This is a genomic window from Algibacter sp. L1A34 (assembly GCF_009796805.1).
Classification (GTDB): domain Bacteria; phylum Bacteroidota; class Bacteroidia; order Flavobacteriales; family Flavobacteriaceae; genus Algibacter.
In genome coordinates, this window is the sequence record NZ_CP047029.1 from 3,444,894 (window position 1) to 3,467,913 (window position 23,020).

25 protein-coding genes are annotated in these 23,020 nt (G+C 31.7%); 10 read left to right on the forward strand and 15 right to left on the reverse strand.

Annotated elements, in window-relative coordinates; translation table 11 throughout:
- Window positions 1–41 precede the first annotated feature (41 nt).
- From GQR97_RS14570 to GQR97_RS14580, 3 genes are read left to right on the forward strand one after another with little or no spacing between them, the layout of a single operon-like run.
- Window positions 42–383, forward strand: a complete 342-nt coding sequence (locus tag GQR97_RS14570; protein WP_158849668.1) for a cupin domain-containing protein — start codon at window positions 42–44, stop codon at window positions 381–383.
- A 33-nt stretch (window positions 384–416) separates the two neighbouring features.
- On the forward strand, window positions 417–2,639 hold the full coding sequence (locus GQR97_RS14575; protein ID WP_158849670.1) for a nitric-oxide reductase large subunit: 2,223 nt from the start codon (window positions 417–419) through the stop codon (window positions 2,637–2,639).
- A gap of 10 nt (window positions 2,640–2,649) precedes the next feature.
- Window positions 2,650–3,051 carry a group III truncated hemoglobin gene (locus GQR97_RS14580; RefSeq protein ID WP_158849672.1) on the forward strand — a complete coding sequence of 134 codons (402 nt, stop codon included), beginning with the start codon at window positions 2,650–2,652 and terminating at the stop codon, window positions 3,049–3,051.
- Between the two features lie 26 nt (window positions 3,052–3,077).
- Here the strand turns inward: GQR97_RS14580 and GQR97_RS14585 are convergent, their stop codons facing one another.
- The gene (locus tag GQR97_RS14585; RefSeq protein ID WP_158849674.1) at window positions 3,078–3,308 is read right to left on the reverse strand and encodes a hypothetical protein; all 231 of its coding nucleotides are present in this window, start codon (window positions 3,306–3,308) and stop codon (window positions 3,078–3,080) included.
- Between the two features lie 95 nt (window positions 3,309–3,403).
- Between GQR97_RS14585 and GQR97_RS14590 the strand changes: the two genes are divergently transcribed.
- The gene (locus tag GQR97_RS14590; RefSeq protein WP_158849676.1) at window positions 3,404–5,776 is read left to right on the forward strand and encodes a tail fiber domain-containing protein; all 2,373 of its coding nucleotides are present in this window, start codon (window positions 3,404–3,406) and stop codon (window positions 5,774–5,776) included.
- Window positions 5,777–5,784: 8 nt separating this feature from the next.
- On the opposite strand, the gene GQR97_RS14595 is transcribed toward GQR97_RS14590, so the two are convergent.
- Window positions 5,785–6,681 carry an AraC family transcriptional regulator gene (locus tag GQR97_RS14595; RefSeq protein WP_158849678.1) on the reverse strand — a complete coding sequence of 299 codons (897 nt, stop codon included), beginning with the start codon at window positions 6,679–6,681 and terminating at the stop codon, window positions 5,785–5,787.
- A gap of 186 nt (window positions 6,682–6,867) precedes the next feature.
- On the opposite strand from GQR97_RS14595, the gene GQR97_RS14600 reads away from it, so the two are divergent.
- The 5 genes from GQR97_RS14600 (at window position 6,868) to GQR97_RS14620 (ending at window position 11,365) form a co-directional block, all read left to right on the forward strand.
- A complete protein-coding gene (locus tag GQR97_RS14600) occupies window positions 6,868–7,167 on the forward strand; it encodes a putative quinol monooxygenase (RefSeq protein ID WP_158849680.1) in 300 nt (99 codons plus the stop codon).
- Window positions 7,168–7,255: 88 nt separating this feature from the next.
- On the forward strand, window positions 7,256–8,755 hold the full coding sequence (locus GQR97_RS14605; RefSeq protein WP_158849682.1) for a BCCT family transporter: 1,500 nt from the start codon (window positions 7,256–7,258) through the stop codon (window positions 8,753–8,755).
- 69 nt (window positions 8,756–8,824) lie between these two features.
- The gene (locus GQR97_RS14610; protein ID WP_158849684.1) at window positions 8,825–9,454 is read left to right on the forward strand and encodes an alpha-ketoglutarate-dependent dioxygenase AlkB family protein; all 630 of its coding nucleotides are present in this window, start codon (window positions 8,825–8,827) and stop codon (window positions 9,452–9,454) included.
- Between the two features lie 220 nt (window positions 9,455–9,674).
- Window positions 9,675–10,334 (forward strand): oxygen-insensitive NAD(P)H nitroreductase, encoded by a 660-nt coding sequence (gene nfsB / locus GQR97_RS14615; RefSeq protein ID WP_158849686.1) that lies wholly within the window; start codon window positions 9,675–9,677, stop codon window positions 10,332–10,334.
- 23 nt (window positions 10,335–10,357) lie between these two features.
- On the forward strand, window positions 10,358–11,365 hold the full coding sequence (locus GQR97_RS14620) for a zinc-binding alcohol dehydrogenase family protein (RefSeq protein ID WP_158849688.1): 1,008 nt from the start codon (window positions 10,358–10,360) through the stop codon (window positions 11,363–11,365).
- Between the two features lie 411 nt (window positions 11,366–11,776).
- Here the strand turns inward: GQR97_RS14620 and GQR97_RS14625 are convergent, their stop codons facing one another.
- From GQR97_RS14625 to GQR97_RS14655, 7 genes are all read right to left on the reverse strand, one after another.
- Entirely contained in the window at window positions 11,777–12,571 is a 795-nt protein-coding gene (locus tag GQR97_RS14625; protein WP_158849690.1) for a hypothetical protein, read from the reverse strand.
- A 184-nt stretch (window positions 12,572–12,755) separates the two neighbouring features.
- The gene (locus GQR97_RS14630) at window positions 12,756–13,175 is read right to left on the reverse strand and encodes a hypothetical protein (protein WP_158849692.1); all 420 of its coding nucleotides are present in this window, start codon (window positions 13,173–13,175) and stop codon (window positions 12,756–12,758) included.
- A gap of 3 nt (window positions 13,176–13,178) precedes the next feature.
- Window positions 13,179–13,691, reverse strand: a complete 513-nt coding sequence (locus GQR97_RS14635) for a hypothetical protein (protein WP_158849694.1) — start codon at window positions 13,689–13,691, stop codon at window positions 13,179–13,181.
- 92 nt (window positions 13,692–13,783) lie between these two features.
- A complete protein-coding gene (locus tag GQR97_RS14640; RefSeq protein ID WP_158849696.1) occupies window positions 13,784–14,266 on the reverse strand; it encodes a DUF4240 domain-containing protein in 483 nt (160 codons plus the stop codon).
- A gap of 150 nt (window positions 14,267–14,416) precedes the next feature.
- Complete coding sequence (locus GQR97_RS14645; RefSeq protein WP_158849698.1) at window positions 14,417–15,286, reverse strand: carboxypeptidase-like regulatory domain-containing protein; 870 nt, start codon at window positions 15,284–15,286, stop codon at window positions 14,417–14,419.
- A 316-nt stretch (window positions 15,287–15,602) separates the two neighbouring features.
- A complete protein-coding gene (locus tag GQR97_RS14650) occupies window positions 15,603–16,634 on the reverse strand; it encodes a helix-turn-helix domain-containing protein (RefSeq protein WP_158849700.1) in 1,032 nt (343 codons plus the stop codon).
- Window positions 16,635–16,831: 197 nt separating this feature from the next.
- Complete coding sequence (locus GQR97_RS14655; RefSeq protein WP_158849702.1) at window positions 16,832–16,978, reverse strand: hypothetical protein; 147 nt, start codon at window positions 16,976–16,978, stop codon at window positions 16,832–16,834.
- A 228-nt stretch (window positions 16,979–17,206) separates the two neighbouring features.
- Between GQR97_RS14655 and GQR97_RS14660 the strand changes: the two genes are divergently transcribed.
- The gene (locus GQR97_RS14660) at window positions 17,207–18,001 is read left to right on the forward strand and encodes a TerC family protein (RefSeq protein ID WP_158849704.1); all 795 of its coding nucleotides are present in this window, start codon (window positions 17,207–17,209) and stop codon (window positions 17,999–18,001) included.
- Between the two features lie 65 nt (window positions 18,002–18,066).
- Here the strand turns inward: GQR97_RS14660 and GQR97_RS14665 are convergent, their stop codons facing one another.
- From GQR97_RS14665 to GQR97_RS14690, 6 genes are all read right to left on the reverse strand, one after another.
- Window positions 18,067–20,634, reverse strand: coding sequence for an ATP-binding protein (locus tag GQR97_RS14665; protein ID WP_158849706.1), 2,568 nt, complete (start codon window positions 20,632–20,634; stop codon window positions 18,067–18,069).
- A gap of 169 nt (window positions 20,635–20,803) precedes the next feature.
- Window positions 20,804–21,250, reverse strand: a complete 447-nt coding sequence (locus GQR97_RS14670) for a response regulator (protein WP_158849708.1) — start codon at window positions 21,248–21,250, stop codon at window positions 20,804–20,806.
- A 15-nt stretch (window positions 21,251–21,265) separates the two neighbouring features.
- On the reverse strand, window positions 21,266–21,817 hold the full coding sequence (locus GQR97_RS14675) for a helix-turn-helix domain-containing protein (protein WP_158849710.1): 552 nt from the start codon (window positions 21,815–21,817) through the stop codon (window positions 21,266–21,268).
- 272 nt (window positions 21,818–22,089) lie between these two features.
- Entirely contained in the window at window positions 22,090–22,443 is a 354-nt protein-coding gene (locus GQR97_RS14680) for a hypothetical protein (protein ID WP_158849712.1), read from the reverse strand.
- Between the two features lie 90 nt (window positions 22,444–22,533).
- Entirely contained in the window at window positions 22,534–22,725 is a 192-nt protein-coding gene (locus tag GQR97_RS14685; protein ID WP_158849714.1) for a hypothetical protein, read from the reverse strand.
- A gap of 75 nt (window positions 22,726–22,800) precedes the next feature.
- A complete protein-coding gene (locus GQR97_RS14690) occupies window positions 22,801–22,962 on the reverse strand; it encodes a DUF1328 family protein (protein WP_158849716.1) in 162 nt (53 codons plus the stop codon).
- Between the last annotated feature and the right edge of the window lie 58 nt (window positions 22,963–23,020).

A 23,020-nucleotide genomic window follows, 5' to 3' on the forward strand; every position in this document is an offset into this window, starting at 1 on the left:
CCTCAGCGCAATTTTGCATAACAATTAAAATAGAAACTATTATGAAAACAGCATCAATAACAGAAAACCTTATTTATAGTGAAGATAGACCAATTGTAACAATTTTATTAAAAACAGACACAACTAGAGAAATTAGAATTGCGTTCAAAAAAGGACAACTTATGAAGGAACACAAAGCACCGTTCCCTATAGTAGTGGAGATTTTTGAAGGTGAAATTGAATTTGGAGTAAACGGAGAACAACAAATATTAAAAAAAGGAGCCATTTTAGCGTTAGACGCCAATGTGCCTCACGATTTAAAGGGATTAGAAGATTCTATTATTAGACTATCCATTTCTATCGCAGATAAAGTACAACGTGTAGAAGACGTTACTAAATTATAATTTTTTTAAAAAAACTAATAAAAAACAATCACAATGAAAAAAGTTTGGATCGCATTTTCCAGCGTCGTAATTCTTTCCTTTATCGCATTAATTTGGGTAGGAACAGAAGTGTATCAAAAACAACCGCCGATTCCTAAAACGGTTATTATAAAAGAAACAGGAGAAACTGTATTTACTAAAGAAGATATTCAAATAGGGCAAAATGTTTGGGAGTCTATTGGAGGTATGGAAGTAGGTTCCATTTGGGGGCATGGTAGTTATGTGGCGCCAGATTGGAGTGCCGATTGGATACACAAAGAAGCCATTTTTTTACTTGATACTTGGGCGAAAAAAGACTTTAATACAAGCTACGAAAGTTTAGATGTAGAACCGAAAGCGGCTTTAAAAGCACGTTTAATTAAAACAATAAAAACAAACACGTATAATCCATTAGATGAAAGTGTTACCATTACAAAAGATAGATATGATGCTATTGTAGAAAACTCAAAACATTATGCTGATATTTTTTCTAATGGACATGAAAAATATGCTATTCCAGAAGGCGCTTTAGTTGATGTTGAAAAGCTAGAACAATTAAACGCATTTTTATTTTGGACTTCTTGGGCTGCAAGTACAAACCGTCCAGAAAAAGATTATACATATACATCTAACTGGCCACACGAGCCATTAATTGGTAATACTATAACTCCCGACTCTCAAATGTGGTCTGGATTTTCGGTAGTATTGTTAATTCTTTTTATTGGAATTCTAGCGTATTACTATCTTAGAAAACATGAAAAAGGGGATGCCATTATTCATCCAAAAGAAGATCCATTAGACACTCTTATTCTTACTAAATCGCAAAAATCGGTTTTAAAATATTTCATAGTTATTTCATTATTAATTGCTTTGCAAGTTGTTTTAGGAGCGGTAACAGTGCATTACACTGTAGAAGGTCAAGCCTTTTTTGGTATGGATTTATCAAGTATTTTACCATATTCAATAACAAGAACTTGGCATACACAATTAGCCGTGTTTTGGATAGCTGCGACATGGTTGGCTACAGGATTATTTTTAGCACCCATGATTAGTGGTAAAGAAATGAAATTTCAAGTATTTGGTATTAATTTCCTTTTCGGTGCTTTATTAGTAATCGTTTTAGGTTCGCTAGTAGGTGAATGGTTAGGCGTACACCAATTTTTAGATTTAACAACCAATTTCTTCTTTGGTCATCAAGGTTACGAGTATATGGATCTTGGGCGTTTCTGGCAAATATTCTTAGCCATTGGGCTTGTTTTATGGGTGTTAATGGTTGGTAGACATGTAGTGTTTGCTATCAAGAAAAATGACGATTCTAAACATTTACTAATTATATTATTGATTTCTGTAATTGCTATTGGTATGTTTTTCTTTTCAGGATTAATGTATGGTGAAAACAGTAGTTTACCTGTAATTAATTATTGGAGATGGTGGTTAGTTCACCTTTGGGTAGAAGGGTTCTTTGAAGTTTTTGCAACCGTAATAATCGCGTTTATTTTCTTAAGAATGAAGATTCTTTCAGCTAAAACAGCTGGACGTGCATCTATAGCCTCTGCTACTATATTTTTAGCCGGTGGAATTATAGGAACACTTCACCATTTATATTATTCAGGCACACCTGTACAAGCTATTGCTTTAGGAGCCACGTTTAGTGCTTTAGAAGTAGTGCCGTTAACCTTAATGGGCTTTGAAATTCGTGAAAACTGGAACCTTTTAAAAGAACATAAATGGATGCAAAAATACAAATGGCCTATTTTCTTCTTTATTTCGGTATCTTTTTGGAACATGGTTGGAGCTGGTGTGTTTGGTTTCTTAATTAATCCTCCAATTGCTTTGTATTATATTCAAGGATTAAATACTACAGCAGTACACGCTCACACCGCATTATTTGGGGTTTATGGCTTGCTAGGTATGGGATTCATTATTATTTGCTTACGTTTTTATTCCGATCGTGTTTGGGAGTCTACAAAACTAAAACGTGCCTTTTGGCTCTTAAACATTGGTTTAGTTGCTATGGTTGTTTTTAGTATGTTGCCTGTTGGAATAATACAAGCTTACACGTCTATAACAAAAGGATATTCGTTTGCACGTAGTGCCGATTTATTATACTCTCCAACAGTTCAAACTTTAAAATGGATGCGTATGATAGGTGATGTAATTTTCTCTGTAGGTATATTTTATTTCTGCTGGTTTACTATAAAAGAAACTATTTACTGTTTAAAAAGAAAAACGAATTAATTAATTTAAAATGAAGCAAATAGAAAACAGAGCAGACGTAAATAAACTAGTATCCGAATTTTATAGAATTGTAAGGAAAGACGATTTATTAGGTCCTATTTTTAATCATCATTTAACAGATGAACAATGGCCGCCGCATATTGAAAAACTTACCGATTTCTGGGTGACCAGTTTATTTGGAGAAGCCTGTTTTAAAGGAAATCCAAGCCAAGCGCACGTAAAAGTGGATAAAAACTTAAATTATGGTATGCACCAAGACCATTTTAATCGTTGGTTAAAACTTTGGGCAGCAACGATTGATAGTTTATTTGAAGGCGCTTTAGCAAATCGAGCTAAAGATGCATCACAACGTATGGCCATGGGGCAATTTGCTCATGTTTATAAAAAAAGACCAGAAGATTGTAAACATTAAAATTATGAAATAGAATATTTATTTTATTAAGATTCTTTTAAAACGGATCCTTTAAATTCAATACTTACTGTATTAATCCAAAGATTATTATTTAGTTTTCGGTTTATCAGAAAAGCAACTTCTTTAATAGTTGTTATGGGTATTGAGTTTTTTGGATCTGTTTTTATTTTGTTATATAAAGGTTTTAGAGACATTATAATCATATGGTAAATTATATTTAAAATCGATAAAAGGTAAATTAATTCGTTAAAAAGCATTTTTTATTAAATCAGCTTGATTTTTTAATTTAAATCGTTGTAATGCACTTTTTTGTCGATTAAATTCGCTTTTTTAAAGATAAATGCTATATAAAATGAAAAACTTAACCTTATTAATACTGTTTTTTAGTATTAATATTTTCTCTCAGGTAGGTGTAAATACAGTTGCACCAGATCCGTCTTCTATTTTAGATGTTACTAGTTCCGATAAAGGAATTTTAATTCCAAGAATAAGTTTATTATCAAAAACAGATGTTGCTACCATAACTTCACCTTTAACTAGTTTGTTAGTTTATAATACCGCTACTATTGCAGATGTAACTCCAGGATATTATTATTGGAATGGGACAGAATGGTTGAAATTAGCAACATCGACAACATTTGGTGGAGCCTGGAGTATTTTAGGTAATTCTGGAACTGATGACACCGTCAATTTTATTGGAACTACAGATGATCAAGATTTGGTTTTTAAACGCAATAATGTACAGGCTGGTTTATTAGATGCTAATAATGTCTCATTTGGGGTTAATAGTTTACCGCTTAGTACTACAGGTACAGATAATGCAAGTTTTGGTGTAAATGCTATGTCTTCTAATACATCTGGAGGACAAAATACAGCTGTTGGCCAAAACGCTTTAAGAGATAACCTAAGTGGAGGTAGTAATACTGCAGTAGGTTTTAATACGCTTATTGCAAATACTGCGAGTTCTAATACAGGAATTGGATCAAGCTCGCTTGTTAATAATACTTCTGGTTCTGGTAATACAGGAGTTGGGTCGTTAACCTTAAATCAAAATACTACAGGAGGAAACAATACTGCAATAGGTATGCAATCACTAACTAAAAACACAACAGGAACTAATAATACTGCAACTGGTATTTTCTCTTTATTTGATAATACAACAGGAACACATAACACAGCAAGTGGGTCAGAATCTTTAACTCTCAATACTAGTGGTGATTACAATACCGCTGTTGGTACTAATGCTTTGTATTCTAATAAGACTGCTAATGAAAATACTGCAGTTGGAGCAAATTCTCTTTTTTCGAATACAACAGGAACTCGAAATACAGCAATGGGAACAAATGCTTTACAATCGAACATAACAGCTAGCAACAATACCGCATTTGGAGAAAACACACTTCAATCGAATACAACTGGAAGTAGTAATGTGGCTTTAGGAGTGTTAGCGCTTTCAACCAATAATGGGCATTATAATTCTGCAACAGGAGTAAATGCCTTGGCATCTAATACAACAGCAAGTTATAATACGGCCAACGGGTATAATTCGTTAACAAATAATACTACAGGAAGTAGTAATATAGCTATGGGTGCAAATTCGCTTTATTCTAATTTGACAGGAGCTAGTAATACTGCAATGGGAGCAAATTCACTTTACAGTAATATTTCAGGTGGGAATAATACAGCGATAGGTAGTTCTTCTCTTAGGGATAATACTACAGGAGTTAATAATACGGCAATGGGAACTAATGCACTTAGCAATAATATTACAGGGAATAATAATACAACAAGTGGTGTTAATTCAATGTTGTACAATACTACAGGATCAGGTAATACAGCTAGTGGCGTAAATTCACTTTTAAATAATACAATTGGCTTATACAACACTGCTATAGGGCAAGGAGCCCTTAGTGGTAATTTAGAAGGTAATTATAATATAGGAATTGGTGTAAATACACTTAATGCTAACACCACAGGTGATTTTAATACTGCTACTGGTGGAGCTTCTCTAGGGAGTAATACTACAGGACTGCGCAATACCACTTCTGGTTATAGCTCTTTATCAGGAAATACTATTGGAAGTAACAATACAGGCATGGGATATATAGCACTTAGTGCTAACACTGAAGGTGATTTTAACTCAGCATTTGGTTATCAGTCGCTTAGGTTAAATACTACAGGTAATAATAACACAGGTATTGGTTACAGAGCCTTAGATAACGTAACAACAGGTAGTAATAACACCGCAATAGGTTACTTATCTTCAGTGCCAGATCCAACAGCAGATAACCAAGTAAGAATTGGTGGGACAGCAATAACATACGCAGGAGTGCAAGTAGCGTGGGATATTACTTCAGATAGAAGATGGAAAAACACTATTGAAGATTCAGACTTAGGATTAGACTTTATTAATAAATTACGCCCAGTATCTTATTTTAGAAACAACGACAAAAGGAATAAATTAGAATACGGTTTTATAGCTCAGGAGTTAAAGCAAGCTTTAAAAACAAGTAGTTCAAAAATAAACGGAATTATTACAGAAGATTCCGAAGGCATGTTAAGTGTAAGGTATAACGATTTAATGGCGCCAATGGTAAAAGCTATTCAGCAACAAACTAAAGAAATTCAAGTTTTAAAATCTGAAAATGAAGCCTTAAAGTTAAGGCAGTTAACCATGGAAAACGATTTAAAAGAAATCAAAAAATTATTATTAAGTAAGAAATAATTTAGTCGTTAAGCTCTAATACTAGAAGCACAAGCACCTCTTTTTAGCAGCATGTATTCACCATTATTTTTAAACTCTCGGATAGATGTACCAGCGTAGCGTTTAAAGGTTTTAGAGAGATGACTAACATCTGTAAAACCAAGCTCGTCTGCAATTTGTGTTAATGTGAAATCAGAGTTCAATAAACGTATTTCTACAAGTTTAAGTTTTGCTTTAATAATATACTCTCGCAAAGACATATGTACTTGTTTTTTAAAAAACTCACTAACATAAGTGGGAGACATCATAAAAACATCAGCTAAGTTTTCGACTTTAAGCAACTCTGTTTTATCAATGTTTTCATTAATATAAGTTAACATTTTTGTAATTCTATCATCCGAATTATTTTTAGGTAATTCAAAATAGCTACCTTTTTTTATGTTCCTAATTAGTATTTCAAGAATGCTAGTCATTAGGCTTGTCACAAGGTTTATAGACGATTCTCCGTAGTTTCTAGATTCTTGCAAAATCATACTTATTAAACTTTCTAGATGGTTTCTATCTATATCATTCTTAATAATATCTCCTGGTAATTGGTTGTAATTTGATAAGATATAGGAGGCTTCTTTAAACCATTCATTTCTATCAATAGTAATACGATTTATATTTTTAAAGAATGAATCTGTAAATTTCAGAAATACAAATTGTGTAGGTTGCGCTATTGTAAATGAGTGGCATTTTAAAGGTGGTAACAAAAAAATGCTGCCTTTCTTATAGGCGTGCTCGTTGTAGTTAATACATTGTGTTCCTGTACCATTTTTAACTAAAACCAATTCAAAAAAGTTGTTTTTAACAGGACGTTGTTTCCAATCTGTTAATTCTATTTCTTGTATTTCGAAAGGTTTAAAAGCTTCAATTACTTGCATTTTTGTCTGATTTTTTACAATTTCTATTCAAATTTAGATAAAAAAGAAATATCAACCTGATTTTTCACACTCATAACCTTTATTTATACATTATTATCCATTTAAAGTACATTAAAAGGGTTTAGTTCAATCATACCTTTGTATTGTATTTGATACTAATCTTAAATCCATTTAAACATTTTACTCATGAAAAAATCGTATTTAACAATTGTAGCAAGAGTTTTAGTAAAAGAGGAGCATAGAGCGTTTGTAAAAGCAGAGCTATTAAAACTTTTAGATGTTACTAGAGCAGAGGAAGGTAATATAAGTTATGATCTACATCAGGATAATGATAATCCAAACTTCTTTATATTTCATGAAAAATGGGTTAATCGTGAGTTATGGCAAAAACACATGGGTAATAAATATTTAGCGCATTATTTAAAAGAAACAGAAGGTAAGGTTGACGAGTTTATTTTAAATGAAATGACAGAAATAGTTAACTAGATATAAAACAGAGTCTATTATTTCAAGATTAATAGGGATTATAATCTAAATTCTAATCCCTATTTTTGCCTAAATTAAAACACCTTTAATGTTAAAATACATTCAGAAGCATACTATTTTATCTATTTCTGTAGGTATCATTTTTAGTTGTACTTTATTGGTTTTCTTTGCTACAGAGGCGAGTTACAATGCGATAGAAGATGCGTCGTTATGGGTTCGAAATTATTTCGGTTATTTTTATCTTTATTTGGGTTTTAGTTGTGTTTTGGCTTTGTTGGTAATTGCATATTCTAGATACGGAAACATTAAACTAGGAAAGCCCAATTCTAAACCAGAATATTCACTCTGGGCATGGACAACTATGTTATACAGTGCCGGAATGGGGTCTGGTATTTTGTTAAGAGCAGTCCAAGAGCCTGTTTTTATGCAACAGAATCCGCCTTATGCGTCTAATTTATTACCAGATACCTTAGCCCTAGAATATACTTTTTACCAATGGGGATTAACGGCTTGGGCATTTTATGGGTTGTTTGCCATGATAATTGGCTATGCACTATATATTAGAAAAAAGAAAGTACGAATTAGTGCAACTATAGAAGATCACGTAAAAAGTGAATTTGTAAAAAAAGGAGTAGATGTTATAACCATTATTACTACTGTTTTTGGGTTAATTGCTGCCATAGGGTTAGGGACTACTCAAATAAAAGGAGGCCTTAATCATATAACCGATTCTAATTTTGGAATAGTTACAACCATTTCACTTTGTGTAATTATCTCTACAATAGCTTGTTATTCTGCTTGGCAAGGCGTGAATAAAGGAATTAAAATATTCTCTAAACTTAATATAATAGTCACTTTTGTCATTTTAATATTTGTGTTTGTAACTAGTGATATAAGTACCATTTTGATCTCTTTTGCAACTGCTACACTTTATTATATCATAGATTTTATACCTATGAGTTTGGCTATAGGTTCTTATAATCCAGGATTAGATTTTTTAACAGGTTGGACTTTCTATTATTGGGCCTTTTGGCTATCTTGGGCACCTTTTACAGGTATTTTTATTGCACGTATTTCTAAAGGGCGTACTATAAGACAATTGTTATTGGGGGTATTAATTATTCCGTCCATTGGTACTTTTTTCTGGTTTTCTGTGTTTGGAGCTTCTGCATTTAAATTAATAGAAGAATGGGGTGTTTACAACAACGAATTCGGTAATGTGTTCTCTTCCATATTTGTCTTTTTTGAACATTATCCTTATGCTACTTTTTTAAACATAACATCTGTGTTTTTATTAATCAGTTTTTTAATTACTTCTGTAGATTCAGCGGTGTTTGTATTAAGTATGTTTACAGATAATGGTTCTAAAAACCCAAGTAAAATACATCGTGTTATTTGGTCTGTTTTTATTTTATTAGCAACCATAGCTTTAGTGTTGTTGGGCAATGTAAAAGCAGATATTAATGTTTTGGAAGCCGTACAGCGTTTACTAATTATAACTTCGCTACCATTTGCTTTTCTTATTGTTATTATGCTTGGTTATTTTATTAAAGATTTGAGAAAAAACAAGTTAGAAAAAAGCAAATAAGACTATAAGTTTTTGTTAGCCTTTTACTTTTTTTTCGATTAAAGCATAAATGATTTAAAATAAAACGAAATGGATTTATTTAAACAACCCAACTTGTTTTCTACAAATGAAATTATAAAAACGGAATTCGATTTACCGGGAGCTGATGTTGTTTTATTCGAAAATTTTTTCAGCACAGAAGAAAGCGATCGCTTATACAATAGCTTACTTAAAAATACCATTTGGGAACAAGACCAAATGACTATCTATGGCAAACAAGTAGATTTACCTAGATTAACAGCTTGGTATGGAGACCAGAATGAATTAGTAGTTTATGCAGAGAGTGAAAGTAAAATGTTGCCGTGGAATGCAGATTTACTATATATAAAAGAAAAAATAGAGCAGGAGGTGGGGATTAAATTCCCACGTTGTTTGCTTAATTATTACAGAGACGGAAAGGATAGTGTAGATTGGCATCAAGATTATGAACCAAATCAACGTAAAAATACGGTTATTGGTTCTGTTACTTTTGGAGAAACAAGATCTTTTCAATTAAAACATGCCACGCGTACAGACTTAAAACGCATTGATATTCCTTTAGAGCACGGAAGCTTTTTAATCATGCAAGGCGCTACACAAGATAATTGGAAGCATAAAATTCCTAAAACCAAAAAGCAGATTCTACCGAGAATAAATTTAACATTCAGGTGGATTTATTAAATTATAAACATGGTACTAATAAAGGTTTAATGTTTACTTAATGTACGTTTAAAAGCTAAAAAGAATCATTTTATACCCGTTTTAGTTAAATTTTAAGAATTGACCTCATATTTACCTTTATTTATACCTGTATTCCCTTTTTTTATACATCATTTTACTTGTATGGTGTATTTATCTTTGTTCCAGAATTAGAATTAACCTAATAAAAAAACATATTAAAATGAATTTACAAGAAATTTTAAACTGGAGATACACCACAAAGGAATATGATACCACCAAGAAAATATCTGATGCAGATATGGCTGAAGTTAAAAACTTATTAAGAATGAGTCCTTCTAGTGTAAATCTGCAACCTTGGCATTTTATAGTTGCTGAAACTAAAGAAGGAAAAGCGCGTATTGCCAAAGGAACACAAGGCTTTTTTAGTTTTAACGAACCAAAAGTAACTAATGCTTCAGCTGTTGTATTATTTTGTTCTAAAATTGATGCAGATGAAGACTACTTCAAGCATATTGCAGATACCGATGACAAAAACGGAAGATTTCCAAATGAAGATATAAAAAACGGATTTTTAGGTGCCGTTAAGGCATTTGCGGGTATTCATAAATACGACTTAAAAGATCTTCAACATTGGATGGAAAAACAAGTTTACCTTAACATTGGTAGTTTTTTATTAGGTGTTGCAAGTTTAGGTATTGATGCTACACCTATGGAAGGGATTGATGTAAAAGCTTTAGATGAAGAGTTTGGGTTAAGAGAAAAAGGATACACATCTTTAGTTGCGGTTTCTTTAGGTTATAGAGCTGAATCTGATTTTAATTCACCTGAAAAAACACCAAAATCTAGATTAGCAGTAAGCGAAATTTTTACCGAAATATAATTCGTTACAAAATATAAACTATTATGAAAGCAATAGGATATAAAGAGAATCTTCCAATTGAAGATATAAAATCTTTACAAGACATAACATTAGACAAGCCAAAAGCAACTGGAAGAGACATTTTAGTTGAAATTAAAGCGATATCGGTTAACCCTGTAGATTATAAAATTAGAGCAAACCGACCTGCTCCAGATGGTAATTGGAGCGTTATTGGTTGGGATGCTGCTGGAATTGTAAAAGCGGTTGGTGACGATGTTTCCCTTTTTAAAGTTGGTGACGAAGTTTGGTATGCAGGAGATCTTACACGTCAAGGAAGTAATGCAGAATATCAAGTGGTAGACGAGCGCATTGTTGGTATAAAGCCTTCAAGTTTATCGTTTGCTGAAGCTGCTGCTTTACCATTAACATCGCTTACTGCTTATGAAATGTTGTTCGATAGATTGCAAGTTGCAAAGGATGATGCTAGCAAATCAATTTTAGTAATTGGTGCTGCTGGTGGTGTTGGTTCTATTTTAGTACAATTGGCTAAAAAGTTAACCAAACTGAATATAATTGGTACGGCTTCTCGCGAAGAAACTACAGCTTGGTTAAAAGATTTAGGTGCAGACACGGTTATCAACCACAGAAATAAACTGAGTGAAGAGTTCGAAAAACACAACTTACCAGCTCCAGAGTATGTTGTGAGTTTAAATGCTACAGAACATCACGTAGATGAAATTGTAAAACTGATTAAACCTCAGGGTAAATTCGGATTTATTGATGACCCGAAAGTGATGAATGTGATGCCTTTTAAAGGAAAAGCTGTTTCTACGCACATCGAATTAATGTTTACGCGTTCTATGTTCCAAACGGAAGATATGATTGAACAACATAATATTTTGAATGAAGTTTCAGAGTTAATCGATAATGGGAAAATAAGAACAACTTTAGGCGAAAATTTCGGGATAATTAATGCGAAAAACTTACGGAAAGCACATGCGTTTTTAGAAACAGGAAAAGCGAAAGGTAAAATTGTTTTAGAAGGTTTTTAGTTAATTAATAATGTATTAAAAGCAGAAAACAGCAAGGAAGTTATTGTGGCTTTTTCTATTTTAATACGCGACATTATGAGTAAAACAATAATAGTATCAGAATACAGACGGCATTGGAAAGTTAACAGCTTTAAGCTTAGCTGAAAAAGGACATACGGTTTATGTAAATGGAAGAAGTGAAGCAAAGGTAGACGCGGTTGTTTCAGAAAAAAAAACAATAACAAACAATCAGAGCATTCATGGTTTGGTTACAGATTTTTCTATTGAATTTTATTTTAAAGCAAGCACCCTTAAAATTAGGTTTTTTATCAGTAAAGTTACAATGTAAACCTATCTTCAAGTTCCTTTTGGGAAATTCATATAAATCACAATGTTTAGCCTGAAACATTTTACTATAATAGCTTCTTTTTATTAAATAGCATCTAAAAACGGCTTCATCTCTAATAATTCAATATCATCACGTTTACGTAATTCCTTTAAAAACCAACCTTTATGTCCGGCACCATAAGTAATTAGTATACGTTTTCCTTGATAACGGTGTTTTTCTAAGGCCTTCTCAATATTCCAATAATGTGCGATATTAATATTTTCCCAACCACCAAGACCAAGTTCATCATTAAACAATGTATTATAGGTTTGCAGTCCTATATTTTGAATGCTATCGTATTCATTAGTATGAATAAAGTAGGGGTCATTTACTTTTCCACTGGCTCGATATAATGAATCTGAAAGTTTATTTCCTTTTACATATTCAGCCCAATCATTTATTCTAGAAGAGTCTTTACGAATGGCTCTTAATTTTGCCCCACGTTCGGCTGCCATATATTTTGTCCATCCCGCTGTTGGAATAATTTCAAAATCCATTTTCTTTGATAACGGAAAAATAACATCAACATATTCAGGAAAACGCATGGTGCGAGGCTCCGAAATGCTATCGTCTCTTTTAAATCCATCCATGGCTGTTTTAAAAGCCTTTGGAGGAATCTCAGTTAATATATAATCTGGGTTTATTTGTGTAATTAATTTTTGTAGATAATCTATGTTATAAACACTATCGCTAAGGTGCCCACCGTGTATTGTTCCTAAAACTAAAACTTCATTTTTTGTTTTTTTATCTGAAGAGGTTTTTTCCTCAGATTGATTACAACTTGATATAGAGAAAAGTAAGATTAATAAAATAGAAAAATTGATTGTTACTTGTTGCATTAGATTTTTAGTTTTAAGCATGTGTAAATGTATGTAAATTGAGAATAACTAGTTTTACTAGTATAAGTAGTCAATTTATTTTCTATTTCTTACAGTTTTTGCGCGTAGATGGTGGAAGTATCTGCTGTGGCTAAGACATAGTTTTTTATTTCCTGAATTTCAGACAAAATATCAACTTTATTAATCAGTTTATCTTCATTAAATATTTCTTCTTTTGTAGGTTTCCAAAATGGAAAAGCCAGGTAGAAGAAGTACTTAATTCTTTATAGTTTGATGCTTCGATTTCGATTTCTGTTCTTTTTTTATAGCAAGTGTTACCTTTGTAATACTTTGTTATTCTTTTCTTTTGAGTGAATAAATTAAATAAATCGTCAACAACTTTATCTAGATTGTCAAATTCCGGATAATAGTGTCGGTGATTAAATCCGCTACCAATAGTTATTTCATTATCATCATAAGCTATCCAAATATCAGTATCAGTTATTGTAAGGCGAGTTTCTGTATATCCGTCATCATATTTATCTGTATCAACGGTTAATCTCTCTCCTAAATGGTTATTTAAAATTGCTTGTGTTTTTTCAAAAATAAATTGATGAGTTTTCATTTTTTAATAAACTTTACAAATTCTCTCAAACATGGTGTCAAATTCATTAGAATTAAGCTTTTTTAAATTCATATGGTTGGTGTTTAAAAAATCTTTTAAATATTCCAATATGTCTTCTTGCAATAAATCTGTGGCCTCCGTTTTATATTGTTCAACTTTTTTTACTTTCGAACCTCCGAAAAATTGAGCGAATTTTGAAGTCGGTACTATGTTAGATTCTTTAAATTCAATAACTAATTTTATGTCATCGGGTTTTACACTTGGAGTAGGGTAAAGGTGCGGATAAATATGAAGGATATATTCTTTTTTGTACTTTTCATATTCTATTGAAAAATTCCAAGAATTATCATCCATGATATCCGAATCATTCTGGTTTTCAGGTGTTGCTTTTTTGAGTAATTCAAACCAATTAATACTTTTATAGTGTTCTATGACTTCCTTAGTAGAAGAGACTGTAGTTTCTACACCCTTTTTTCCTGATAAAGAGTTTTCAAAAGCTATTTTATATTTTTTCATTTAGTTAATGCTTTAAATTCTAAGCTTTTATTATTGGCTAGGTTTTGTTAATATCCGTAGAACTTTCAGTTTATTGAAAACGCCGTTATATGCTATTCAATCCAGCCTTCAGAATTTGAACAAGATTCCATAGAATGTTTTGAGTATCTATCAAATTCTTCATTAAATAACTCCTCATATACTTGATATGCAGAGAAGCCAAAACCTTCCGCCTCTAAATCAAATTTTGCTTTAGATGGAGTTTTGTCTATTAATTCATAGTAGCTTTTTCCCATTCCTAAAATAAAGCATCTGCAGTATAAAAATCCATCATCAGAGCCATCCGTATACGTATGAATCTCTTTTCTGTCAATATGGTACATTCTTTCTTCAAGGATATGAATAAATTCAGTGAGTTCTTTTTTTTTAAGTTTAGATAATCGTTTGATATAGTTTTCTGTAATATCCTCTTCTAACTGATAACTTAATTGTTCTAAAGAATTCTCATCATTATTTGCTTCATCTCTCTGTTTTTTTAGCTCTGGAGAATCTTGCCAAGATTTTTCTATTATTTCCCAAAATTTTTCTTCTGTCATTTCTTTTTATGCTTTACAATGTTTTTTTTTTAATGATAGTTACGGTGTTGTATATGAGGGTTTAGCGAATAAAATCATTTGAAGCAAACACATAACTACTTTTTTTATCACTAAACCGTAATTATTTTCAACCGGTGTTGTAAGCAGTTTTTACTCACACATTGCGTTTAAATAAAAACTTAAATTTTGCCCTCCTTTATTCCAATTATCCATCGATTTTTCCCTGAAATACGCTGTATGTGTTGGTGAGGTTGCAGTTGAAATTGCAAAATATTTACTCTTTTCATTTGCTTTTATGCTTTCAAGCCATTGAATTGTTACCGCAACCTCTTCGATTTCTTTGTTGAAAAAAATTTCATAAGGTTCTAAATCGACTTTAAACCAACCAAGAAAGTTGTCTTTTATTTCGAATACGATATTCTTTTTAACTATAAAATCTGTTGGGAAACCGTCTTTAATTTTATAAAAATTCACTCTAAATTTTAAAGATTTGAAGTCATTTGAAGTTATATTAAAATTCAAATCTTTGATATGACAATTTCGTCTCATTTTAAACTTCATACCTCTTTCCTTACTCAAACGGTCATCGATATCCTTTTCGTAATATGAGTAAAAATTCGAGTGCATCAATCCTAGGCCTTTTGACGTCCTTCCAATTTTTTTAGATTTTAATTTTATCTTTTTTGAACTCACAATTACTTCATCTAATTCCATACTTTTTGGTTGAAGTAAAATCGGTTTTTTTATTTTATTTAGTTCCGAAACCAAATATTTTTCGGTTTTAAAACCAATGTATGAAAAAATAATAGTGTCTTTTGAAGATACTTTGTCATTTAATAAAAGCTTGAATAAACCATTATTATTAGAAACTGTTCCGACGGTTTTGTTTCTAATTCCAATATTAACATAGGAGAGAGGTTCATTATTTTCAAAATTCCATACTTCTCCAGTTATTGTTTTTTCTTGAGAGTGAAGAATTATACTTATAAAAATTGATGTTATTGCGAAGAGAGTTTTCATGAAAGTCGTTGATTTATGGTTAGTTGCAATGTTAAAAAATCAAAAATCATTTTTAGTTAAGAATTTTATAATTGGCGAAATCTTAAGATTCAGATACCGAATTTGTCGATTTCGAGGCAGTTCTTAAATTACTTACAACAAACATATAAAAACGATTCCACTAAACTCAAAATATTGATTAACAACTTGTAAGAGTTTTTAACAATTCCGTACCCAAACTAAACTCAACCCAAACCTTCCCAAAAACAAAAAATCCGCTAAGCTAGCGGATTTTTTCATTGTTATTTCGAGAGTAACCCCGAAAATGGATTATTAATTAGGCTGTTACAGCTAACGAATATTGATTTTCTTGGTAATACTTTGGGCTACAGTTATATTTCTCTTTAAAAATTTTAGAAAAATAACTTCTACTTGTTAAACCAACGGTGTAAACAATTTCAGAAATATTTAAGTCCGTTGTTTTCAATAGGTTTTCTGCAGTTTCCACACGAGTATTTCTAATAAAGTCCGATACCGTACGGTTGTGCAATAATTTAAAACCTTCTTGTAATTTTGCGGGAGACATACCACCTTTTTTACTTAAGTAAGCCAGTGTATATTTAATTTCAGGGTAGTTTTGTATAAAGTTAGATAACTCGTTAATGGTATCCATTTCGCTTCTAGTTAAAGACCCGAAGTTGGTTACACCATTTTTAGTATCCTCGTTATGTTGCTCAATTTCTAAAGCCAAAATCATGTGTACAATACCGTTAGTTAATAATTGTCTAACAATACCTTTTTGCTTAATAGCTTCTAATTGTTGTATTTTTTCTGAAATCCTCAAGTTATAAGAGCCTATGTATGCAAAAATTTCTTTGTCTCCTTTTGGCATAAAGGTTTTTAAAAGTTGAGTTTGCAATAGGTTTATAGCATCGGCATCTTCATTATCAGATTTTGTATCAAAACTAATATTAGAGAATTTTACTGTTTGTCCTTTTCTAAAAAAGAAACAGCTTGTTTTATGTGGGTCGCTGGCAAATATTCCAGTTTGAAACTGGTTTAAAGAGCGTTGCTTACTGTTTAATCCAAATCCGTGACTCATTTGTCCTTCCGCACAATACAGAAAGTAAATAGGGTTAGTAGTTGGTGTATTTCTAGCAATTACGGTATCGTTTTCAAACGTAATATTATATTCTAAGAAAGATATATTATCGTTAACAGATACGCCTTTAATTTCTCCCTTAGCGATATCATTATCGATTGCTAAAGCGTATTCTTTTTGAGCAGAATCTAAACGTCCACCTAAGTCTTCCTTTAGTTGGTTAAAGGTTTGTTCTAAATTATTTGTTTTAAGATCTATAACTTTCATAATAATGCTTTTAAGGGTTAGGGTTTTACTTTTCTTTTAATACTCTAATAATTAGTATTACTGTTGCCGATACTAAAAAAATATGTGAAATAATGATAAGGTTGTACACAAAGAATCCGATGGCCCAAAGACCGAAAAGAACTATAGAGAGTACATTTAATATTTTAGACATATCATTAATTTAAGGTCAATATTTTTTAATAATTTGGGTCTTGTTTAGTTCCTTCTGTAGAACTTATGTGTGATGGGTTCGAAACATCGTTCTCTTTATCGTTTAAAGTTTCTTTAGACCATCTACGTCCCACTCTCGAATTTGTCAGGTAATTTTGGTTATTATTTTTCATAATTGGTCTGCTATTTTGTTTGATACAAAGTTCAGAAATAGACACACCTTTTTCGTTATACAATTTTCGTATTATGTTATATAATTATCGGAAAGTGCCTGTTTTAGGCCGTTAAACCATTAAATTTTGATGCAAATGAAGTATTTCTAGTAAACTGTGGTTAATTTTTTATAAATTTCATCTATATATTAAACTCTATTCAAATTCACATAAAAAAGAGATTAAACCATGTTCGAAATATTTTCAAGTCCCGATGCTTGGGTAGCTTTATTAACCCTAACCTTTTTAGAAATTATATTAGGTATAGATAATATTGTGTTTATTTCCATAGCGGCCGATAAACTTCCGGAGCACCAACAGCGTAAAGCAACCAACTTAGGGCTCATGCTAGCCATGGTACAGCGAATTCTATTATTATTAGGTGTATCTTTCCTTGTAGGACTAAAAGAGCCATTTTATACCATTACATGGTCTTGGTTAGAAGTTGGTATAAGTTGGCAAGCACTCATCTTGTTTTTCGGTGGGCTATTTCTATTATATAAGAGTACTTCGGAAATTCATGAAAAACTAGACGAACCAGGGCAGGAGGAACATGAACTAAAAGCAAAAAAAATCACTTCGCTATCTAAAGCTATTGTACAAATTGTAATTATAGATTTTATATTTTCTATAGATTCCATACTAACGGCTGTGGGGATGACAAACGGTATTGGCGAACACCATAACGATGCCCTTATATTAATGATAATAGCCGTAGTAATATCTATATTAATAATGATGCTGTTTGCAAACCCAATACGCGAGTTTATAAGCGAACATCCATCTATGCAATTATTAGCATTATCTTTTTTAATACTTATTGGCTTTATGCTAGTTACAGAAGCTGCACATTTATCTAACACCGTAATATTTGGGCAAACCGTTGGTGCCATTCCAAAAGGATACTTATATTTTGCTATTGCATTTTCACTTTTAGTGGAGTTTTTAAATATGAAACTGAAGAAGAAAACAATCAAAAAATAAGCGCATCGTGTTAAAGATGCGCTTTGTAATTTTGTTTTATAGGAAAAGTTAATGGCTACCCAACTCTAAGCAGGCAAGTAAATACAGAATGTAGAACCTTTACCGGGTTCACTCTGCGCTACAATATGTCCTTTATGATTTAATACGATTTTCTTGCAAATGGCTAAGCCAATTCCGGTTCCCGAATATTCGTCTTTTTGATGTAAACGCTCGAAGAGACCAAATATTTTTTCGGCATTTTCCTGATCGAAACCAATACCATTATCCATTATAGAAATGCGATAGTAGTTTTTACGTTTCTTATCAAAGACTTCCGTAATTTTATTTCTAGATAGTTTTTTACAGTCAATAACAATTTTTGGAGGCTCTGTAGTGCTGCCATATTTAATAGCGTTAGAGACTAAGTTATTAAACAGTTGCTCCATTTGAAAAGGAATGGCTTTTAATGATGGCAAGGTGTCTATAGCAATTTCAACACCCGTTTCCTCAATACGTTCTTCTAAATCATCCAATACTTTTTCCATAATATCGCTAAGCGATATTTTTACAAAATCCTTTTTAGTACGGTTAATGCGCGAGTAGGCTAGCAAATACTTAATAAGCGTTTGCATACGGTTTGCAGAACTATCTATTTTTTCAAAATACATTTTTCCCTTATCGGAAAGTTTATCTAACTCACGTTCCGAAAGGCGAGAAATAAACATTTGAATTTTCCGCATAGGTTCTTGTAAATCATGACTCGCCACACGGTTAAAAGATTCTAACTCTGCATTAGAACGTTTTAACTCTTCATTCTTATTTCTTAATTTTTCTTCATTCTTTACACGGTTGGTAATATCTTGCACTACACCAACAGAAGCTGGTCTACCATCTTTTATTACTTTTTGTCCGTTTACATAAATATGTTTTACGTTACCTCTTTTAGTAATTACACGGTAGGTATGTATATCAGAGTTTCCATGTTCTACCGTTTCCTCACCTAATTGATCGTAACGACCCAAATCGTCTGGATGCACAAGTTCTCGATAGTTTTCAAAAGTAACATCAAATTCCTTTGGAGTAAAACCTAAAATTCTATAGAAATTGTCCGATATATTTGCGGCACCTGTATCTAAATACCAAACATAACTACCAATATCTGCAACACCTTCGGCATCTTTAAAAATGGAGTTTTGTATTTCTAGTTCAGCATTTAAATCGTTTAATTTAGCAGCTCTTGTTTTTTCAAGTGTAATATCGCTTGTGGTTACCGTTACACCATCGTTAAGTTTAATGGCTGTAGCTTGGAACCATTTTGTTTCACCATCTTTTTCAAAATGCGTTTCGTATTCTATTTGGCGCTCTTCTTCTATACAAGTCACCATTTTTTCGAATACGCCATTTGTGAATATTGAAGGATAAATTTCCGAAGCTTTTTTATGCTTAACATCGGCAGGAATATCACCCATAACATCGCTAATGGCATCGTTGATAAATAAGGTGTCAAAATCAATAATTTTACCGGCCGCATCTCTAATAGATTTAAAGTGCATCACGATGTTTGAGGTACTTTTAAATATGTTACTTAAAAAAGCACGATTATCTAGCAGTAAAAGGTTTTGAGTTTCTAGTTGATTTTTAGCAGAAATTAGGTTTTGCTTAATAGCATATTCTTCGGTGGTATCGCTGGCAGTAGCTAAAACACCATCGTTTAGTTTAACCACATTGGTCTTAAAACGATATTTGATACCATTAAAATTATTAGTTTTTTCGAAGCGTTGGGTTTCGCCACTGTTGTAGCAGGTTACCATAGCATCGAAAACACCATTTTCAAAATGAATAGGCAACACTTGAGAAAGTAATTTACCTTCCAAAACAAGTGACGATGTGTCTAATACTTCTTCAATATTTTCGTTGACATAAACAATTTCGAAATCGGTTATTTTATCATGCTCATCTTTAATAGGCTTGTAATAACTCACTATATTTTCGGTGTTTTTTAAAACACTTTCTAGGAAGGCTGTGGTTCTATCATTCTTTTTTCGTTGTTTATTAATTTGCCAAAACGAAATTATAAATATAAGCAAGGCAAACATTCCTAAAAATAAAGTCATTATCGGGTTTAGGCGTCTCGATGCAGAAAACTCTTCTTGGCGACGCGATAACAGTATTTCTTCGTGGCCCAGCATGTTGGCCTTAATAGTTTCTATTTTACGTATTAAGGTAGATACATCACTTAAATATGCATTTTCAAGTTCTTTATCTGTAGTGATATTTGCATTTAAAGCGTCTAAGTTTTTATAGAATGCACCTTCCAAATCCATTAACTCTTCTAAGTTCTTTTGTTGCTTAAGGTTGTCTTTTGTTAATATATTAAGCCTTTTAAATATTTTTAGGGTAGTATCTCTATGGGTTTTCAGTAAAGCGGTGCCATCAACATTATTTAACAGCTTATTTTCAAAAACTCTGGATTGCATCATAGCATATTGCGAAAACAGACTGTTAATCTCGGTTTCTACACGTAGTGTGTGCATTACCATTTCGGCAGTTTTCTCTAATTCCTTAATTTGCTTGTAGCTATTGCTACCTAAATACATAAGCACCGATAGGGCCAAAATAAGGAGTACAATAAATATTTTGTATGTTTTAATCACCTTCTAATTCGAATTTATATGAATGATAACCTCGCTAAAGTAAGGAAACTATTTTTTAAAAAACCGTTTCGATTAAAGCTGTAATCGATTGCGTTAAAAAAAATAGTGAATGAGCACAGAAAAGAATCTTTCCTATGTTATCCGACAATAAACCTTAAAGAAGTATCCGTTATAAGCGTAATAAAAAATTATCTCTATTAAGGGCAGAGGTGTGGTATTGCCAATTAATTTTTAGAACTTTATCTATAGCTTTTTTTAAAGCAGAAAAACTATTGGGTTTATTAATATAGACGTTGGCACCGTTAACAAAGGTGTTTTCAATATCTTCTTCGGATGATGATGTGGAATATATAGCAACACATAACTCTTTAAGTTTATCGTTAGCACGAATTTCTTTTAAGCATTGCATACCATTTTTTATAGGCATATTTAAATCTAAAAATACAATTTCGGGTAAAATGGTATCTGGTAAAACCAAATAATCCATAAGGGCTTTACCATCATTAAATAACGATAGTTTAGTTTTTACATCAATTTCCGATATAGCCTCATCGAATAATAAGCGATCATCTTCGTCATCGTCGGCCAAAACAATATTCATAATAGTTAACGGCATAGCTCTAAATTTTTATTATTCAATTTCTTGTCGTTTTTTAATAATACGCTGAAAAGCAGAAGGCGTAAGGCCCGTTGTTTTTTTAAACTGCGTAGATAAATGTGCAACACTACTATAATTTAGTTGGTGAGCAATTTCTGTGAGAGTAAAGTCTTTATGAATAATAAGATGCTTGGCAAGGTCAATTTTTTTCAGAATAATGAAATTCTCTATAGAAGAATAGGTTATTTCTGAAAATAAAGACGATAGATGTGCATAAGAATAGTTTAATTCATCGGCCAAATAACTAGAAACATTATACTTTCTAGATTTCTCTGGATCGCTTATAAGTTCTGTTATTACGTCTTTTATGCGTTCTACTAAAACGTTTTGTGGGTTGGCTAATATTTCAATGCCATACTTGTTAAAAGCTTCCTTTACGTTTTCGATTTCTAATGTAGAGAGTTTTTTCTGGAATTCAACTTCACCTAAGTTATTAAGCTTGTACTCTAAACCAAGCGCTTCTAATTGTTCGTGTAAAACGGCTTTACAGATAAAAGTATAATCAAATTTGATATTTATTTTCATAAAACCAGACTAATATTGGATCTAAATTATTTAAAAAAAATGTACTTTTTTGAGTATAAATTTATTTCGATAAATATAGTATTTTTATTAATATGGAATCTTTTTATTTAAGCAGTAAGAAAACAAAAGAAAAGGGTAATTGAAACCAGAAAACATGAAGTTAAGAAGGTGTACAAAAAAGCCATTACTAAGTGGAAGAATTTCCATGTTTGTAATTCTTCTTCTTAATATTTTATTATGGGAATTAAGTGCTTATGAAGTTAAAGAATCTATTAAGAATTCTGTTTTTCTTGTTCGAAAATATTAGCTTTTTGTGATACATTTTTATTTGGGATAGCTTTAAAGAATTCTGCTGTACTTGTATTGCTAGCAGGACTGTAGTTTGCCAAAACAGTACCTTTATTGCCATCTCTTGTTTCAATAACATATAGCATGGACATATCGGAAGGGTTACTGATTCCCTCAAAACGATGTTCTGCAACCACTGTAATATCTATAGGGTAGTACTCCGTTTTAGTTTCGGTACCTACTAATTTATGGTTCACCATCATGAAATTGCTAGTAAAACCTTTTTGTTGGTACATTTTAATGTAATCTTTCTCGCTTTTTAAATTTTTCTTTTCCATGGTCTTTTTATTTTAAAGAAACAACGGGCTAAATCTTTAAGTAGACATGCCCGTTATTTGCTATTATATTAATTCTTTCTATCAATACTATTAATTGTCATCAGTAGCATCGTCAATTTCGTCTTCAATTTCCTCAACACCTTCTTCGATGTTGTCTCCAGCATCATCGATGGTTTCTTCAACTTTTTCCGATGTCGATTTTTCATCTCTACAACTTGTAAAAGAAGATATTGAAATAGTGAATAATAAGGCGTATGCTAGTAATAAAAATGGTTTTTTCATTGTGTATATGTTTTTATTGTTAATGTGGTATTGGTCTGTTTTTTCCTTGCACCAATATTTGCAAGGTGAGTTAAATTATACCCTTTTATTTCCTCTAATTAAAGAGACTATAAATAGTAAAATGAAAATGAAAAATAAAACTTTAGCGATGCTTGCAGCACCTGCAGCTATTCCTCCAAATCCGAAAACTCCGGCAATTATTGCTAATATTATAAAAGTGACTGTCCAACGTAACATAGTAATTTGTTTTTAAGGTTAATAATTCGGTTGATACTTTATCAACTTCCTTTACACA

Excerpts from the sequence above, each read along its gene's own strand:
- GQR97_RS14570 (WP_158849668.1), top strand. The coding sequence starts at position 42 with ATGAAAACAGCATCAATAACAGAAAACCTTATTTATAGTGAAGATAGA.
- GQR97_RS14575 (WP_158849670.1), top strand. The coding sequence starts at position 417 with ATGAAAAAAGTTTGGATCGCATTTTCCAGCGTCGTAATTCTTTCCTTT.
- GQR97_RS14580 (WP_158849672.1), top strand. The coding sequence starts at position 2,650 with ATGAAGCAAATAGAAAACAGAGCAGACGTAAATAAACTAGTATCCGAA.
- GQR97_RS14585 (WP_158849674.1), bottom strand. The coding sequence starts at position 3,308 with ATGCTTTTTAACGAATTAATTTACCTTTTATCGATTTTAAATATAATT.
- GQR97_RS14590 (WP_158849676.1), top strand. The coding sequence starts at position 3,404 with ATGAAAAACTTAACCTTATTAATACTGTTTTTTAGTATTAATATTTTC.
- GQR97_RS14595 (WP_158849678.1), bottom strand. The coding sequence starts at position 6,681 with ATGCAAGTAATTGAAGCTTTTAAACCTTTCGAAATACAAGAAATAGAA.
- GQR97_RS14600 (WP_158849680.1), top strand. The coding sequence starts at position 6,868 with ATGAAAAAATCGTATTTAACAATTGTAGCAAGAGTTTTAGTAAAAGAG.
- GQR97_RS14605 (WP_158849682.1), top strand. The coding sequence starts at position 7,256 with ATGTTAAAATACATTCAGAAGCATACTATTTTATCTATTTCTGTAGGT.
- GQR97_RS14610 (WP_158849684.1), top strand. The coding sequence starts at position 8,825 with ATGGATTTATTTAAACAACCCAACTTGTTTTCTACAAATGAAATTATA.
- nfsB (WP_158849686.1), top strand. The coding sequence starts at position 9,675 with ATGAATTTACAAGAAATTTTAAACTGGAGATACACCACAAAGGAATAT.
- GQR97_RS14620 (WP_158849688.1), top strand. The coding sequence starts at position 10,358 with ATGAAAGCAATAGGATATAAAGAGAATCTTCCAATTGAAGATATAAAA.
- GQR97_RS14625 (WP_158849690.1), bottom strand. The coding sequence starts at position 12,571 with ATGCAACAAGTAACAATCAATTTTTCTATTTTATTAATCTTACTTTTC.
- GQR97_RS14630 (WP_158849692.1), bottom strand. The coding sequence starts at position 13,175 with ATGAAAACTCATCAATTTATTTTTGAAAAAACACAAGCAATTTTAAAT.
- GQR97_RS14635 (WP_158849694.1), bottom strand. The coding sequence starts at position 13,691 with ATGAAAAAATATAAAATAGCTTTTGAAAACTCTTTATCAGGAAAAAAG.
- GQR97_RS14640 (WP_158849696.1), bottom strand. The coding sequence starts at position 14,266 with ATGACAGAAGAAAAATTTTGGGAAATAATAGAAAAATCTTGGCAAGAT.
- GQR97_RS14645 (WP_158849698.1), bottom strand. The coding sequence starts at position 15,286 with ATGAAAACTCTCTTCGCAATAACATCAATTTTTATAAGTATAATTCTT.
- GQR97_RS14650 (WP_158849700.1), bottom strand. The coding sequence starts at position 16,634 with ATGAAAGTTATAGATCTTAAAACAAATAATTTAGAACAAACCTTTAAC.
- GQR97_RS14655 (WP_158849702.1), bottom strand. The coding sequence starts at position 16,978 with ATGAAAAATAATAACCAAAATTACCTGACAAATTCGAGAGTGGGACGT.
- GQR97_RS14660 (WP_158849704.1), top strand. The coding sequence starts at position 17,207 with ATGTTCGAAATATTTTCAAGTCCCGATGCTTGGGTAGCTTTATTAACC.
- GQR97_RS14670 (WP_158849708.1), bottom strand. The coding sequence starts at position 21,250 with ATGCCGTTAACTATTATGAATATTGTTTTGGCCGACGATGACGAAGAT.
- GQR97_RS14675 (WP_158849710.1), bottom strand. The coding sequence starts at position 21,817 with ATGAAAATAAATATCAAATTTGATTATACTTTTATCTGTAAAGCCGTT.
- GQR97_RS14680 (WP_158849712.1), bottom strand. The coding sequence starts at position 22,443 with ATGGAAAAGAAAAATTTAAAAAGCGAGAAAGATTACATTAAAATGTAC.
- GQR97_RS14685 (WP_158849714.1), bottom strand. The coding sequence starts at position 22,725 with ATGAAAAAACCATTTTTATTACTAGCATACGCCTTATTATTCACTATT.
- GQR97_RS14690 (WP_158849716.1), bottom strand. The coding sequence starts at position 22,962 with ATGTTACGTTGGACAGTCACTTTTATAATATTAGCAATAATTGCCGGA.